Below are 15,637 nucleotides of genomic sequence, written 5' to 3'. Positions count from 1 at the left end.
AGTGCGCTCAGGGCGGTCCACTCATATGCCAATTCGGGCTACCGGCCATACACACACCACGGAGATGATCAGCACACTTAAATCGACATCCAGAGTGAACGTCATGAGTGAAGCCAAACTTGAATCCCTCCACTTCGCGGATGCCCCGCGAATTACCTCCAGCACACTTCCCGGCCCCAAAACCAGCGAGGCCCTGGCGTTGTCGGCGCGTACCGAGTCGATGGCGCGCGGCGGCGGACGCATGCCCGTGGCGATGGACCGTGCCTTCGGCGCTACCTTCAAAGACCCGGATGGCAACACCTACATCGATTTGTCCGCCGGCGTGGGCGTCAGCAGCGTAGGCCGCTGCCACCCGAAAGTTGTGCAGGCGATCCGCGAACAGTCCGAAGTGCTGATGCATGCCCTGGAGGTCAACAGCACCCGGCGCACCGAGCTGGCGGCCAAGCTCTCCGAGATCGCGCCCGACGGCTTGCGTGGCGACTGCATCACCTTCTTCACGCAAAGCGGCAGCGATGCGCTTGAAGCAGCCATCAAGTTCGCCAAACGCATCACCGGGCGGCACCAGATCATCGCCTTTCATGGAGGCTACCACGGCGTATGGAACGCCTCGGGTTCCCTGACGACAGGTACGGCATACCGCAAGGGTTACGGAGCCCAAATGGGCGGGGTGATTCACGCCCCCTACCCTTACGCCTACCGTTTCCCTTTCGACACCACTCACAAAAGCGCCGAGCAGATCGCCGGCGAATACGTGGACTACCTGTTGAACACCCCCTACACCGCCGCCGATGATGTGGCTGCCGTTATCGTAGAGCCGGTGCAGGGCGAAGGCGGCTACGTGCCTCCTTCACCAGAATTCCTGCAGCTGTTGCGCAAAGCATGCGACCGTAGCGGCACGCTGCTGATCGTCGATGAAGTGCAATCCGGCGCAGGGCGCACCGGCAAGATGTGGGCGGTCGAGCACTCGGGCGTGAAGCCGGACATGCTCACATTCGGCAAAGGCATCGGCAGCGACCTGCCAATGGCGGGCCTGATCATGCGTTCGGACCTGGCGGCCGCGATTCCTGACGGATCAATGCCCAATACCTTCGCCGCCAACTCGTTGTCCGCGGCAGTGGCGCTGACCAACATCAGCATCCTGCAGGACCCGGAGCTCGATCTGCTCAACCGTGCGCACACGCTGGGGTTGGAGGCGCAGGAACGTATCCGTGGCTTCAACAGCCCGTTCGTCGCTGAAGTCCGCGGCCGCGGCCTGATGATCGGTATCGAACTGGTTGAAGACCCAGCCACCAAGGCTCCCCTGGCGCCCGAAAAAATCGGCCAGCTCATGGGTTACCTGCTGAACCACGGCGTGCTGATGATTCCCTGTGGTCGCTACAGCAACGTGATGCGAGTCATGCCGTCGCTGACGATCTCACGCTCGCTGTTCTTCAAGGCACTGGACATCTTCGGCGACGCCCTGGCTTCCCTTGAGGCATGACCCGACCACTGCACATCACTTATGGACCGCAAAATGACTGAGCACTTGAATCACTTCATCGAAGGCGCGTCCTTCGAAGCCTCCGACGGCCGTCGCATAAACCTCGTCAACCCCGTGACAGAACAGGTGTACGGCAGTTCCGCACAGGGCACGACTGAGGACGTGGACCGCGCAGTGGGGGCCGCACACCGCCAACTTGAGGGTGGCGCCTGGAGCCAGCTCGACGGCGCCCAGCGCGGTCGACTGCTATCTAAACTCGCTGACCTGGTTGAACGCGACAGCGAATTGCTGGCCGATCTGGACGCCAACGCCATCGGTCGCTCACCCATCGAACCGCGCCGGATGGACTTGCCCAACGCAATCGCCAACCTGCGTGCCGCCGCCGGCTGGGCCAACCAGCTTGAGGGACGCACCATTCCCACCGGTGGCTACTTCGGCACCAAGACCCTTTCGTACACGGTACGCGAGCCCGTGGGCGTGGTCGGCGCCATCGTTCCCTGGAATTCGCCGTTGATGATCACCGTCTGGAAGCTCGCCGCGTTGCTGGCGGCAGGCTGCACCGTGGTCATCAAACCTTCGGAAGAGACGCCGCAGTCTGCCCTGCACCTGGCGGTGCTGGCTCAGGAAGCGGGCTTCCCTGACGGTGTGATCAACGTGGTCACCGGCTACGGCAATGAGGTGGGTCGCGCCTTGTGCGAACACCCGCTCGTTGCCAAGATCAGCTTCACCGGCAGCCCCGAGGCCGGACGCGAAATCCAGCGCACCGCCGGTGTACTGTTCAAGCGCGTGGCATTGGAGTTGGGCGGCAAGAGCCCCCAGATTGTCTTCGACGATGCCTCTTTCGACGACGCGCTGCGCGGGTGTGCGCTCGGCCTGTTCGCCAACCAGGGCCAGGTCTGTGCAGCCGGCTCGCGCATCCTGGTGCACCGCAGCATCGCAGATCGCTTCGGCGCAGCGCTGGCCGATGCCGCGCAGGCAGTCAACGTGGGCGACCCTCGCCAGCCCGGTGTACAGATGGGACCGGTGGCCAAGAAAGCACAATTCGATCGCGTTAACCGATACATCCAACTGGGTATAGACCAAGGCGCCTCGCTACTGGCCGGCGGTGTATCGACGCCAGAACGGGGCTGGTTTGTCCGGCCGACGATCTTCACCAACGCGAACAACGCCATGGCGATCGCCCAAGACGAAATCTTCGGGCCCGTCGGCACGCTGATCACGTTCGACAGCGAAGAGGAAGCTATCGCACTGGCCAATGACTCCTCCTACGGCCTGGCGGCCACGGTCTGGACGACCGACCTGGTGCGAGCGCACCGCGTAGCCGCTGCGGTGAAGGCCGGTGCCGTGGGTATCAACTGCTGGAGCCCGCTGGACGCCAACCTGCCCTGGGGCGGCGTAAAGACCAGCGGTATCGGCCGTGAAGGCGGGTTCGCCGGCGCGGTGGCCTACACCGAGGAGAAAGTCATCACCGTGCTGCTACCTTCCTGAGCACGATCCCTGTCCTGACCGAATAACCCTCCGGACCCTGTGCCGCGAGGGTTAGCGTTCAAAAGTGCATCCCTGATGCCGTTGATAATCAATGGAGAGACTGCGATGAACCCGATAGATCAACAAACAACCGATCGGTATCCGACGTCCCTGCGAATGTTGCACTGGGTGCGCGCCGCACTCATCGCGGGCCTCCTCTGGGCAGGCTGGCATATGACCGGTCTGAATGACGAAGTGGCGAGCAAGTACGAGCTCTATTACCCGTGGCACAAATCCTTTGGACTGTTGGTGTTTCTGGTTGTCCTGACTCAGATCGCCCTGCGTTTTCGGACCCCCGTGCTTCCGCAGCCGCTGGAAACGCTGGCAAGTTATGAAAGGTTCCTGTCAAGGCTTACGCAGCGTGTCATGTATGCGCTCGTCGTGATCGTGCCGTTGATGGGCTACTCAATGTCGAGCACTTACACGATGAGCGACGGGGTGTTCTTTTTTGGGGTCAACCTGCCTGAGCTCCTTCCGAAAAATGACAATTGGTTCGTCGTCTTCCAATGGCTGCACAAAGTGCTCGCCTACACCCTGCTCGGGCTGATCCTGTTGCATGTCGTAGGCGCCCTCAAACATCGGTTTTACGACCGGGACCCTCGAAACGACGTCCTGCGCCGCATGCTGTAACTTGATGAGGCGTGGGCGCAAGATGTCCACGCCTTCGTGGCTCTGACCTGAGGGGGCCCGGTACAGTCACTTGCGTACGGGGTTCTTGAAGTCTTCAGTTCTGTTGTGCTTACCTGCTATCAGTTTGGCCCAGGTCTGACGAGGTGAGCCCGCCATGCTGAAATCACTCGCTGTTATCGCCGTTGGTGCGTCACTTGGTGCCTGGTTGCGCTGGCTCCTGGGCGTGAAGCTGAACGCCCTGTTCCCCACGATTCCCCCGGGCACGGTGGTCGCGAACATGGTCGGGGGCTACATCATTGGCCTGGCTATCGCGTTTTTGGCCGCCTCACCCACCTTGAGTCCTGAGTGGCGCCTGCTGATCATCACGGGTTTCTGCGGTGGGCTTACCACCTTTTCTACGTTTTCCGCCGAAACAGTTGCCCTGATCCAGGAAGGCAGACTGCTCTGGGCGCTCGGCTCAATTTCATTGCACGTCGTAGGCTCGTTGGTGATGACCGCTGCCGGGCTTTTGTCCTATCAAATCATTGGCATGCGATGAGGAGATGAAAATGAAAGGTTTTCTGGTGATTTTCTTCACTCAACAGAACCGCCGTTATCAGGGAAAGATGCTTGGCGAATGGATCGTCGATGTGGCCAAGGAGATGGGGCTGCGTGGTGCGACTCTCTCTACGGCTATCGAGGGTTTTGGACACACCGGTCGACTGCACTCTTCGCATTTTTTTGAACTCGCGGATCAGCCTACGGAGATTCGCATGGCTATCACCGAGGACGAATCCGAAAGGTTGCTCAAGAGGCTGGAGGCTGAGGAAATCTCTGTGTTCTACATAAAGACCCCAATCGAGATGGGCTTCGTCGGCAAAAAAACCACCTAGCCTGGCCCCTCCTCGATCGTCTGTTGCCTGGCGACCTCCCATCGGGAATGCGCCACCGCGGGTGGCGCCCCCGATCAAGATACCGGCAACAAACCTTCGTCGTTACGGCGTGAGCGGCGACTCAGAACGTCATCCACACGATGAACTGGAAGTAAGTGTTCGTTGATGCGCTCCCGCTCTGCAGACCACCGTCCCCGAGCCACTTTTCAGGCTTGTAGAAGCCGACCAGAGGCGAGAGTGTGACGTTATCCGTCACCATCCAATCCAGAAAAAGGTCGACCTCACGTGCAGCGAAGTCCTGCTCATGCGTACGGGAGAGCTGGTGGTAGTTGAAGGCCATTGCGTTAAGGGTCAATTTATCGGTCGGCTTGACTGAGAGGAGCACGTCGTTGATCGCCATGTTCGAGGTCACTGAACCTGCGTAATTGGCGGCGACTTCACCCTGGTATCGCTTGCGAAAACCTCCCTGGAACAGAAAGTCGTAGCCTTCGGAATAGCGCGAATATCGATAGCTCACCGTCGGTTGCCATTGGGTGTCGGCAAAGGTGTAGCCCGCTTCAAAGAACATCGCCCGCTGTGAGCCCGAGCGTTTTTCCTGACGTGCCACCTCGAACGCAAAGTCGGCATTCTCGATCCCGGCATTGCCCTGCCCACGAATGCTGTAGACGTTCATTCCCTTGCGCTCAAGCCGATCACCAAAGGCATATCGCTCGTCAACATCCAGGCCGTGCACGTACGTCGAACCGATCGAGCCGACGGGCGTCGTGTAGTCGAGGGTGGCGGCAGCCACTTCGGTCTTCGACTGCCCCGGGTTATCGGATTTGAGCCATATCAGGCTACCGTGCAGGCCCTCCAGACCACCCAGTTTCAAGACTGCCGTATTCCCGAACGCCAACCGCGGGCCAAGGTAAAAGGCGCCACCGCGATTGAACCGGCCATCCCTTACGCCCTCGATAGGGTTGAAGGCCTTCCCGGGGGCGAACCCGTCATCGGTGATCAGGAAGCCGTCCACCGTAACGAGCTGGCGGCCAAAAGAGAAATCAACGCCGTCCTTGCCCAGTGCTGGAATCAGATCACCTGACTTCCAGCCCAGGTAGGCGTCTTCCACAGCCGTTCTTCTTTCATCCCCGACGGTGAGTCCTCCCGCGTCCCCATCGCCAAATGATCCCGTACTGATCCAGCTGAGCCCACCATAGACGGAACCGGCATTGATCTTGTTTGTCGTGCCGTTGAGACCGTACTTGGCGAAGCCTTCTTGCCAGCGCATCCTGCCGGGCTCCCTCTCAGGGTCGCCAATGTAGTTTTTCTCGCTGCCGAACCAGCCAAACGCCGCCGACAGGTCGGCGTTCAGGACGGTTCCACCATCGTCTTCGTTGTAGAGCTGGTAGGCGTGTACCTGCGGCTCAAATGTACAGAGTGCGACCAGCGAAAGTAATGGGGCGTAACTGAGGGTGCGCATGACGTCTCTCCTGTTTTTATATTTATGAGGCGAGCCATGAGTGTTCCGGCTTGGGTCGCGCAAGCGGTAACCCAAATCAGCACTTTCAAGGGGCTGGCCGTCCATCCCTTCGCGCGATACCTCCCCCACTGCAAAACATCCTCAGCGCCTTCAATAGTTGCCGTTTTGGGCTACGGCCTCTGAGCGCACTCCCCCTATGCTGGGCCCATAAGAACCATAAGAACCGAGGCACCTGTCATGACCCCTTTGTCACCCTCCCCGCTGTTACGTCAGGGGCTTTGTCTTCTGACCCTCTTCGCCTGCAGTGCCCTGGCACCTGTTGCCAGTGCTCACCATTCGTTCGCGCTTTTCGACCAGACCCAGACCGTCTCGATCAAGGGTGTCGTCGAGCGCTTTGCCTGGACCAATCCCCACATCACGATTTACGTCGATACGCCCGGCCCGCCGGCCCAGCGATTCAAGATCGAAACGGGCAGTGTCAACGCGTTACAGCGCACGGGCTGGACCGCTGAGTCGATCAAGGCCGGCGAGACTGCCGAGGTGTCCTTCAAACCGTTGAAAAACGGTGAGCCAGGCGGGCTGCTCGTGGAAATCAAGAGCGGAGACGTCGTACTCACGGGCGGCGGATGAGAAGTCCCTCCCCGGCTTCCTGACGAACTCACCGACCAGACCAGCAGCGTGGAGACGTTTCAATGAAACCGACACGAACCTTGAACACGGCAATGATCTTCCTGGGCATCGCCCTCGTGACTGCCGCCGGGATGTGCAGCGCCGCAACACCTTCGAAACCTCTAAGCGACAAACACAGCGTCAGCGCACGCCCCAACATCAGCGGCACCTGGGAACGAACCCCGGACGACTGGTTCGGTGAGAACCCCGACAACCCGGTGCACCCGGGTGGGCCGATGGACCTGAAGGCGCCCTATGCCGACGAATACGTCGCGCTGAAGAAGAAGCAAGCCGCTGCGAACGAGGCCGGAACGCCGTTGGCCACAACAAGTTCCAGATGCCTGCCCGAGGGAATGCCAACGTTGATGGCGGCGCTCTTCCCGATCCAGATCATTCACGACGACAAGCAAGTGATTGTCCTCGGTGAGTATCTCCAGCAGGTCCGCCGGATTCTCTTGAACGAAGCGATGCCTGCAAAAGAGACCCTGGACCCTAAATATCAAGGCCATTCACGCGGCCATTGGGAAGGCGACACGCTCGTCGTGGAAACACAACGAGTGCGAACGGACGTGAGTTTCTACGACGTTCCGCACGGCAAAGACATGAAGATCATCGAACGCATCAGGCTGACGGCGCCGGATCACCTGGAGAACCAGGTCGTGATCGAGGACCCGCAGGTGCTCAAGACCCCGTATCGCTTCACGTTCGAGTACAAACGGTCCAACTACGCCATTCAAGAGTATGTCTGCGAGAACAATCAGATCGTGATCGATAAAGAGGGCAAGGCATCCCTCAGTCTCGAGTGAAGTCGCCATTAATCGCCATCGGAGCTGACCAAATGGAAAGACTGACAACCTTCAGCATCCTGCGGCCGACGCTGCAAAGCGCCCTGCTGTTGCTGATCCTCACGTCGAACACATTCGCAGAAGTGCCGCGCATGCCCACGGCCATCGCGGTGCCGCCCTCCGGCAAGCCACCGCTCTCGTCGGCGAAACGCCCGGGCACCGAATACAGCGACCTCGACAAGTACGGCTACATCGAGGAGGAGTTTTACCTGCAAGGCGTTGCCCCGGCCATTACCGCCTCGGGCAAAACCCTGTTGGAGGCGCCTTACACCACACGCATTCTGGTGCGCAAACCGGCTGACCCCGCGCGCTTCAATGGCACGGTCGTGATCGAGCCGTTCAGTTGGTTCGGCGAGCGCGCCGCGGGATGGATCCTGACCCGCGACTATTTGCTGCGTCGCGGCTACGCGTACGTCGGGTACACGCTGAATGTGAACAAGCCGCCAGTCGATCCCAAGTTCATCTCGGACACCCCGGCTGCCGAGGCCGAGCAGATCGCTCAGTACGGACGGATCGTGAACTTCGAGTTCATGCGCCGCTTCGACTTTGCACGCTACGCGCCGCTGGGCACCTATTACGACCCGGAACACTTCACCCGCGGTGAAGCTCCCGATCCGTTCGCTCCACAGTCCCAGGGCATCGGGGCGCAACTGGCGTTGCTGCTGAAAACCAATGCAGCGCAAAGCCCGTTGGCAGGTCTCGATGTTCAACGCATCTACGTCAATAGCTGGGCCGTAACCGCGCAAGTCTGGATGGACTACCTCGACCAGGGCCGGCACCAGCAATGGCGCATGCCCGACGCAAGGCCGCTGATCGATGCCTACATGACCGGCCGCATGGCCTACGGAGAAGTGGGCGGCGACGTCATCCGGGTGCCGCGCCATACGCCCGATGGCGTGCCGTTCGTGACCGTCTACAGCCAGTCCGAACTGATGCACGACGTGATCGAAGGCATCAACCTGCCGCCGGACACCGACAGCCCGCAGATTCGCTACTACGAAGTGACCGGCATGCCACACCTGCGGCTGGCCGACCTTGGTACGGAGCATACCGAACAGCTCGCTGCCGACATCGGCAAGGGCGACGACCCACGGTGCCGGACGCTGTACGACGAACCGGCGGAACTGATCGTCTCGGCGCTCCTGGATCGCATGGACCAATGGGTGCGCCAAGGCAAACCCATGCCGAATGCTCCGCGGGTCGCCCGCGATGGCAAGACCGCCGCGCGCGACCCTGTTACCGGCAACCTGCAAGGGGGCGTACGCCCGCCGTGGATCCAGGTGCCCAGTGCGACCTACCTCACGGATCAGGAGACCGGCTGCGGACTGATCTACGACACCAAGGTGCCTTACTCCAGGGACGTCCTTGGCCAGCGTTATGGAAGCTTCAGCAACTACGAACAGAAATTCGAAGACGCCAAGGCCCTTTCGATCAAGGAAGGGTACCTACTGCCGGAGGATGCGGCGGGTCTGCGCTCGATCGCAAAGCCTCAAGACTTCTAACCCATTGGGAAGAACAGCAAATGTCATCATCACTCATCATTGCCTGGATCTATGCGTCACCTTTGAGCACAGCCATCCGGGACATTCTCTGGATCATACCCACCGTCCAGAGCATTCATATCCTCGCTATCACAGTGCTCTTCGGCTCTGCGGTCATCTCCGATCTTCGGCTGGCGGGTGTGTTCGCCACGGACGAGCCCTTGCGTGGCGTCGTTCGCCGGTACTACCCGTGGATGCGCAATGCGCTCCTCGTCCTGCTCTTCACGGGGTTGATCATGATCATCGCCGAGCCTGATCGCGTACTCGTCAACTCGACCTTCTGGCTGAAGATGGCGCTGGTCGTGAGTGCGTTCACGCTGACCTTGCTTCTGCGGCGCCCCCTTCTGCGCCCTGCCGACGATGCGCAACGTGATGACAAGCCTCCTCTTGTCAAGGCGCTAGCCTGGCTGTCGATCGGCTTGTGGTGCGTCGTCATCATCTGTGGTCGCTGGATCGCCTACGCGATCTAAGCGTTTTCAACGAAAGCTCCCAGGTATTCGCCATGGACATTCAACCAACACTACAAGCCCTCCAGGACACCTCTGTCGCCACCTTCATCCGAGAGTCGGGCTCCGTCTTTCCAGCCCTTGAATCGGTACATGTGATCGGCATCGCTCTTGTGTTCGGGACCATCGCCGTCGTCGATTTGCGTCTGCTCGGCGTTGCCTCCCATCGCCGCAGCGCGCTACGGCTGATAAAAGATTTGCTGCCGTTCACCTGGGTCGCTTTCGTGGCTTGCGTGATCACCGGCCTGCTCATGTTCGCCGCCAATGCCACGACCTATGCCGAGAACACCGCATTCTTGTGCAAGATGGGCGTGTTACTGCTGGCGGGGCTCAACATGGGGGTATTCCATTTGGGCGTCTTTCGCCGCATTGCCGAATGGGACACAACGCTAACGCCTCCCAGCCAGGCGCGTGTCGCGGGGTTCAGTTCGTTGGCATTGTGGGCGGGCGTGGTGTTCCTCGGCCGCTGGATCGCGTTTCTCTGATGGCTCGTCTATCGCCGCGTCGCGCATCCGGTGCAGATATGCCCAGCGATCACGCAAACAGCTCAATCAAGGTGGTGCGCCCGGTATCCGGCCGATGGGAATCACTGGCATTGTTGCTTGCGGCCCTGGCAGTCATCGCCAGCGTGGCAGGCTATATAACGCTGCGCCCCCAGAAAGTCGGCCCACCGATAACCTTGAGCTGGCAGGTGCGTTCCTTCGATGGCCTGGGTGCAGTCGATCAGGCGATTCACAGCGCTCTGCTGCCAGCCGGTGAAGAAATCATCTGGTTCAACAACGATACCGGCGGCTGGATCACGCTGGAGCATGCGCAGAAAATTTTGCTGCCGCCCTTCTACCGTGACGCCTTCTGGAAGACCAATGGCGAGGTGCAGTGGCAATTGATTCTGCCTGGCACTCACCAGCCGCATGCCGCTTCCGGCGACGTGCACGTCGATGCGCCTGTCACCCCGCCGGACCAGACCGCCAACAAGGTGTCGCAAGCCACCCAGGGCCAGGGCGCTACGGTCTATTACGGCTCCGGCGGCCGCGCGCCGGGCCAGAGCGCCTACCTGCTCGTCATCGGTCACGCGCATGCCGGTGTCATGTGGGCCAACCAAGCGACGATCTGGGTCCACCGCGACCCGAACGCGCCCTACCCTGGCATCGTCAAGCCCGAATCGCTAGTCGGCGATGGCTGGCGCCAGGTCATCCCTTACAACGGTGCCAGCGAAGTCGAACGCGTAAAAGGAACCCAGCCATGACCGTTTCTACGAAACACCGCGCACTGTGGCGCCGATGCATCGCGCTATTGCTGCTGATACCCGCCATCGCACTCGCCAGCCCGGCTCCCTCTTCGGGCAAGAAGCTCAAGATCGGCGTCACACTGCATCCCTACTACAGTTTCGTGGCAAATATCGTTGGAGATCGGGCGGAGGTCGTTGCGCTCATCCCAGCGGAGGCGAATCCGCACAACTACCAGCCGCAGCCCGATGACATCACCCGCGCGATGAATATCGATGTTCTGGTCGTCAACGGCATCGGACACGATGAATGGGCCTTCCAGATCATCAAGGCCGCTGGCCGCGGGGCGACCCTGCCGATCATCCAGGCCAATGCCTCGGTTGCGCTCATTCCAATCGGCGGCGGCCAGGACGGCGTCAAGGTGGTCAATCCGCATACCTTCGTATCCACCACGGCAGCGATACAACAGGTCTTCGAGATCACTCGCCGGCTGGGGGAGCTGGACCCGGACAACGCTGCGGCGTATCGACAAAACGCCCTGACGTATGCCGCGCGTATCCGGGCGCTAAGGGCCGGCTTCATGACCCGTTTCGCCGCGCTGGATTTGTCTTCCTTCCGGTGCGCGACAACGCACGCTGGCTACGACTACATGATGCAAGAGTTCGGCCTGTTCGTGAGTGCGGTGATCGAGCCGCGTCACGGCGTCGCGCCGACTGCGCGCCAGTTGGCCAACACCATCGACGCGATCAAGAAGGCCAATGTGCGTGTGCTTTTTGCCGAGAAGAATTTCTCCCTCGACCTGGCCAAGCCTATCGAGGCAGCCACCGGCGTGAAGGTGTTCGCGCTGTCTCACATCACCGGCAATACCTACAGCCCGGACGAATTCGAGGTAGCAATGCGCGAAAACCTAGAGACCTTGGCCGAAGCCGTTGAGTTTACGCAGCGATGAACGCGATGAAAGAGGAACAAGCGATGCGCGGCCCCGCCATAGTGTTCGATGACGTCTCCCTGCAATTGGGAGGTACGCAAGTGCTCGACAAAGTGAGCTTCCGGGTAGAAGCCGGTGCGCTGCACTGCCTGGTAGGCCCGAACGGCGGCGGCAAGACTTCACTGGTGCGTGCGCTGCTGGGCCAGATGCCGCATTCAGGGACGGTCCGGTTCGAAGGCGAGGTCACGACACCCATGGGGTATGTCCCGCAATTGCCGGACTTCGACCGCAACGTGCCGATGACGGTCAACGACATCATGGCCCTTCTCGGTCAACGCAGGCCGGCCTTCCTGGGCTCAAGCCGATCTGCCAAGGCGGCCAATGCCCAAGCACTGGAGCGCACCGGCGTGGCCGGAATGGGCGCAAAACCTTTTGGCAGCCTGTCCGGTGGCCAGCGTCAGCGAGTGCTGCTGGCCCAGGCGATCAGCCCGGCGCCCTGGCTACTGATCCTTGACGAACCGACCGCCGGCATCGACGAACCGGGTGTGCGACTGGTGGAGGCGCTGGTGGCCGAGCTGAACGGCCGCGGCGTCACCATCCTCTGGATCAACCATGACCTGGAACAAGTCAGGCGCATCGCGCAATCGGTGACCGTTATCAACCGGCGGGTGCTGTTCCATGGTTCGCCCGACCAGGTCGCCTACCCTCTGGAGGCTACCCAATGAGTGCCCTGTACGAATTGATTCGCAACCAGCTCCAGGCGCTTGCCGCGAGTGGCATCCTGCCGCAACCGTTCGAGTACGAGTTCGTGATCAATGCGCTGCTCTGTGCAGTGCTCATCGGACCGCTACTGGGCGTGCTGGGCTCGATGGTGATGATCAAGCGCATGGCGTTCTTCAGTCAGGCCGTCGGTAATGCGGCGATGACCGGCGTTGCCATTGGCGTGCTGATCGGCGAGTCCTACACCTCCCCCTACTTCTCAATGTTCGGCTTCTGCCTGCTGTTCGCCCTGACGCTGAAGTACACGCAGCACCGCACCACGCTGGCCAATGACACGCTGATCGGCGTGTTCTTGTCCATCTCGCTGGCGGTCGGGGCCTCGTTGCTGCTGTTCGTGTCGGCGAAGATCAACACGCACGTAATGGAAAGCGTGCTGTTCGGTTCCATCCTGGCGGTCGACTACACCGACATGAACGTGCTGCTTGTGGTAACGGCGACGTGTGCTCTGCTCGGACTGCCGATGTACAACGGCATGCTGTTGGCCAGCCTCAATCCGAGCCTGGCACATGCTCGCGGCGTGCGCGTGCGAAGCGTCGAGTACCTGTTTGTCGTACTGGTCACCCTGGTGACGGTAGCCTGCCTGAAAATCATCGGCGCAGTACTCGTCGAAGCCCTTCTGCTCATACCGGCCGCGGCAGCACGCAACATCAGCCATTCGCTCCCGGGGCTGGTCGTGCGCGCCATCCTGATCGCGACTTTTTCCTGCGTGGTCGGCATCCTGGCACCCATGCAATTCCACATCCCCGTACCGACAGGCGGCGCAATCGTGATCGTCGCCGCCCTGGTGTTCGTCGTCACCACCGTCATCCGCGCTACCGGGGCCCGGTTCAGAGGTGCCAGCGTATGAAATGGCTTTGCATGTCACGTCGACCCTGGCTAGCGATGCTGGTACTGCTGCTGGGCAATCCGCTTTCTGCCTTCGCGGATACCGGCAGGCAGCAGGTGCTTGTCGCACTGCCGGCGGTGTATGCGCTCACCTCGACGCTCAGCGACGGCACAACCCTCAAGGTCGTCCGCCTTCCGGCAGACGCTGCCGTGCCCATGGAAAGCCAGGCCAACGCGCTGTCGCGCCTGGAGCCCGCCGTGTTCCAGCAGGCCACCGCCGTGGTTACCCTGGGCAACCTCTGGCGCGCGGATCCGCTTTACACCACGGCACGTCGCCACAATCTGCGAATCGTCGAGATCGATGCCTCGCACTCATGGGACACCGTCAAGCCCGGAGTGGCCGTGGCCCGCGTGCCATCGAACGACGTTCCCTGGGCAACCGAACGCGACGTCGATGGCGGACTGTCGCCGTACGCCTGGCTCGGCCCCGTCAACGCCATGCGCATGTCGGCGATTATCGCTACCGACCTGGCACGCCTGTCTCCCCCCGATGCGCCTCGGATAGAGCGCAACCTCGCCGCACTCGAAGGCCGATTGCGCCAGCTCAAGGCCAACTACGGTGCCCGGCTGCTGGCAGTGCCGGATCTGCGCGTGCTGTCGCTGGCCGATGAGTTCACCTACTTGTTCGGCGAGTTCGGGATTTTTGTCGACGGCTGGTTCGTCCGACAGGACATCGACTGGAGCGACGCCGACTGCACCGCACTGACCCGATACCTGCGCGAGCGTGACATCCACGTGGTGGTCCACAAGTGGGCACCGGACGCCAGGATTGCCAAGGCCATCGAGGACGGCGGCGCACGGTTGTTGATACTGGACGCCGGCAACCCGGGAATGCTCACCGACGCGGCCAACGGGTACGAAGCACTCCTGAGTTCGAACCTGGATTCCTTACTGACGGCCTTCGCGCCACTTGGCCCCAATACGAGCGGCGATCACAAATCGCCGCTCCAATGATCAACCTCGACCGTGGAGATCGAAGACCTTATGAAACCCCTAGGCTCAGCACATCGGATACTGATCGCCGGCGCCCTGGTGTTCTGCCAGGCAGCCTTCGCTCATGGCCCCGTCTTCGACTGCTACATCGAGAGCGATGATCTGGTGAAGTGCGAGGCGGGTTACACCGACGGCAGCTCCGCCGCTGGCAGAAAAGTCCATGTCCAGGACACTAGCAACAAGGTGTTGCTCGAAGGAAACGTCGGCACCGACAACACCTACGCATTCCAGCCCCCAGCCGGGAAATACTCCGTTGTGTTCATGGGCGGAGACAACCATCAAGCCACGATTCAGTCATCCGACATTTCAAGGTGAAATCGACCATGCCGATCAAACGACGACTGCTCCAGGCACTTGCCGCCGTTACATTAGGTTGCCTGACAGGCGCTGCACAGGCCCATTTCCAGATGCTCTATGTTGAGGAAACGGCGCTGCCACGTGCGGATAAACTGGAGTTCGCGCTGGTGTTCACGCATCCCTTCTCCGGCGGCCCCACCATGACCATGGATGAACCCCGCGCCTTTAGCCACATCAGCTCGCACGGCGGGGAAAAAATCGATCTGCGCCAATACTTGCGCCCTGTCCAGTGGCAGAGTCGCGATAACCAAACGACTGCCTATCGTGCGTCGATTCCGCGGGAGTTGGTTCGCTCACTGGGTGACCATATCTTCGTACTCGAGCCCGAGCCCTACCTGGAAACCGAGGAAGACGTCTACATCCAACAGTTCACCAAGCTGATCGTGAATGTGGGCGGAGTACCCGGCAACTGGGCAGAACCACAAGGGTTGCCGGTTGAGATCCAGCCACTGAACAAGCCTTATGCAAACTGGACAGGCGGAGTGTTCCGCGCCTTGGTGCTGGCCGATGGCAAGCCCGTTCCGTTCGCCGAAATCGAAATCGAATACATCAACCATTCCGTCGATATCGAGAAAAACGCCTTCGGCCAGCAAGACTATGTAACGGCACCTCAAGCTTCATTCAAGTCCCTGAGCACCTACACGGACGCCCAGGGCGTCGTGACCATCGGCCTGCCCCGGGCCGGCTGGTGGGGTATTGCAGCGCTCGACATCGGTACAACGAAAACCCACAAGGGCAAGCCCTTGTCGCAAGACGCGGTGCTGTGGGTGCAGGCCAGGGATATGAAATGAAAAGCGCATAAAGCAACCGCGCCTGATAGCCCTCACGGAAAGCGCCCCCCCCCTCAGAAACGGATAGATATCGCCTCGAATCCGGATAGATGCACCGCACAGAAAGGCTTTCAATCAGGTCGTGCCTAAAACTACAAAAAGGGTGTAC

The 15,637-nt window shown here is 60.7% G+C and carries 18 protein-coding genes; 17 read left to right on the top strand and 1 reads right to left on the bottom strand.

The genetic code is table 11. The features are described 5' to 3' along the window. The first annotated feature begins 103 nt into the window (after window positions 1-103). The 5 genes from AC1RL4_RS01705 to AC1RL4_RS01685 all read left to right on the top strand — a co-directional run bounded on the left by AC1RL4_RS01705 (window position 104) and on the right by AC1RL4_RS01685 (window position 4,509). Window positions 104-1,480, top strand: coding sequence for an aspartate aminotransferase family protein (locus AC1RL4_RS01705; RefSeq protein ID WP_018927844.1), 1,377 nt, complete (start codon window positions 104-106; stop codon window positions 1,478-1,480). A 33-nt stretch (window positions 1,481-1,513) separates the two neighbouring features. Beyond that, complete coding sequence (locus tag AC1RL4_RS01700; RefSeq protein WP_028940850.1) at window positions 1,514-2,968, top strand: aldehyde dehydrogenase family protein; 1,455 nt, start codon at window positions 1,514-1,516, stop codon at window positions 2,966-2,968. 105 nt (window positions 2,969-3,073) lie between these two features. Then, complete coding sequence (locus AC1RL4_RS01695) at window positions 3,074-3,637, top strand: cytochrome b (protein WP_018927842.1); 564 nt, start codon at window positions 3,074-3,076, stop codon at window positions 3,635-3,637. A gap of 154 nt (window positions 3,638-3,791) precedes the next feature. Continuing rightward, window positions 3,792-4,175 carry a fluoride efflux transporter CrcB gene (crcB, locus tag AC1RL4_RS01690; protein WP_019578583.1) on the top strand — a complete coding sequence of 128 codons (384 nt, stop codon included), beginning with the start codon at window positions 3,792-3,794 and terminating at the stop codon, window positions 4,173-4,175. 10 nt (window positions 4,176-4,185) lie between these two features. Continuing rightward, window positions 4,186-4,509 carry a DUF190 domain-containing protein gene (locus tag AC1RL4_RS01685; RefSeq protein WP_019578582.1) on the top strand — a complete coding sequence of 108 codons (324 nt, stop codon included), beginning with the start codon at window positions 4,186-4,188 and terminating at the stop codon, window positions 4,507-4,509. Between the two features lie 121 nt (window positions 4,510-4,630). Here the strand turns inward: AC1RL4_RS01685 and AC1RL4_RS01680 are convergent, their stop codons facing one another. After that, entirely contained in the window at window positions 4,631-5,968 is a 1,338-nt protein-coding gene (locus tag AC1RL4_RS01680; RefSeq protein ID WP_019578581.1) for an alginate export family protein, read from the bottom strand. 237 nt (window positions 5,969-6,205) lie between these two features. Here AC1RL4_RS01680 and AC1RL4_RS01675 point away from each other — a divergent pair, with 237 nt between their 5' ends. The 12 genes from AC1RL4_RS01675 to AC1RL4_RS01620 all read left to right on the top strand — a co-directional run bounded on the left by AC1RL4_RS01675 (window position 6,206) and on the right by AC1RL4_RS01620 (window position 15,489). Beyond that, window positions 6,206-6,598, top strand: coding sequence for a DUF6152 family protein (locus AC1RL4_RS01675; RefSeq protein WP_019578580.1), 393 nt, complete (start codon window positions 6,206-6,208; stop codon window positions 6,596-6,598). 62 nt (window positions 6,599-6,660) lie between these two features. After that, a complete protein-coding gene (locus tag AC1RL4_RS01670) occupies window positions 6,661-7,443 on the top strand; it encodes a hypothetical protein (protein WP_230172170.1) in 783 nt (260 codons plus the stop codon). A gap of 32 nt (window positions 7,444-7,475) precedes the next feature. Next, entirely contained in the window at window positions 7,476-8,984 is a 1,509-nt protein-coding gene (locus AC1RL4_RS01665; protein WP_096480374.1) for an alpha/beta hydrolase domain-containing protein, read from the top strand. A gap of 20 nt (window positions 8,985-9,004) precedes the next feature. Further along, window positions 9,005-9,493 carry a DUF6644 family protein gene (locus tag AC1RL4_RS01660; protein WP_019578577.1) on the top strand — a complete coding sequence of 163 codons (489 nt, stop codon included), beginning with the start codon at window positions 9,005-9,007 and terminating at the stop codon, window positions 9,491-9,493. A gap of 32 nt (window positions 9,494-9,525) precedes the next feature. Continuing rightward, window positions 9,526-10,014 carry a DUF6644 family protein gene (locus tag AC1RL4_RS01655; RefSeq protein ID WP_019578576.1) on the top strand — a complete coding sequence of 163 codons (489 nt, stop codon included), beginning with the start codon at window positions 9,526-9,528 and terminating at the stop codon, window positions 10,012-10,014. Between the two features lie 38 nt (window positions 10,015-10,052). Further along, window positions 10,053-10,775 carry a DUF6162 family protein gene (locus tag AC1RL4_RS01650; RefSeq protein ID WP_230172168.1) on the top strand — a complete coding sequence of 241 codons (723 nt, stop codon included), beginning with the start codon at window positions 10,053-10,055 and terminating at the stop codon, window positions 10,773-10,775. Next, window positions 10,772-11,704 carry a metal ABC transporter solute-binding protein, Zn/Mn family gene (locus AC1RL4_RS01645; RefSeq protein WP_019578574.1) on the top strand — a complete coding sequence of 311 codons (933 nt, stop codon included), beginning with the start codon at window positions 10,772-10,774 and terminating at the stop codon, window positions 11,702-11,704. The genes AC1RL4_RS01650 and AC1RL4_RS01645 overlap by 4 nt, the downstream gene beginning before the upstream one ends. Further along, window positions 11,701-12,408: a metal ABC transporter ATP-binding protein gene (locus tag AC1RL4_RS01640; protein ID WP_018927831.1), complete on the top strand. Its 708-nt coding sequence runs from the start codon at window positions 11,701-11,703 to the stop codon at window positions 12,406-12,408. Before AC1RL4_RS01645 ends, AC1RL4_RS01640 begins: the two co-directional genes overlap by 4 nt. Continuing rightward, window positions 12,405-13,310, top strand: a complete 906-nt coding sequence (locus AC1RL4_RS01635; RefSeq protein WP_018927830.1) for a metal ABC transporter permease — start codon at window positions 12,405-12,407, stop codon at window positions 13,308-13,310. The genes AC1RL4_RS01640 and AC1RL4_RS01635 overlap by 4 nt, the downstream gene beginning before the upstream one ends. 35 nt (window positions 13,311-13,345) lie before the next feature. After that, window positions 13,346-14,302 (top strand): metal ABC transporter solute-binding protein, Zn/Mn family, encoded by a 957-nt coding sequence (locus tag AC1RL4_RS01630; RefSeq protein WP_096480377.1) that lies wholly within the window; start codon window positions 13,346-13,348, stop codon window positions 14,300-14,302. Between the two features lie 12 nt (window positions 14,303-14,314). Beyond that, window positions 14,315-14,656: a hypothetical protein gene (locus AC1RL4_RS01625; protein ID WP_019578571.1), complete on the top strand. Its 342-nt coding sequence runs from the start codon at window positions 14,315-14,317 to the stop codon at window positions 14,654-14,656. Window positions 14,657-14,664: 8 nt separating this feature from the next. Beyond that, the gene (locus tag AC1RL4_RS01620) at window positions 14,665-15,489 is read left to right on the top strand and encodes a DUF4198 domain-containing protein (protein ID WP_028940857.1); all 825 of its coding nucleotides are present in this window, start codon (window positions 14,665-14,667) and stop codon (window positions 15,487-15,489) included. Window positions 15,490-15,637 lie beyond the last annotated feature (148 nt).

Source organism: Pseudomonas sp. GW822-FHT07A10 (genome assembly GCF_058798795.1).
This window is presented reverse-complemented; position numbering and strand designations above follow the sequence as displayed.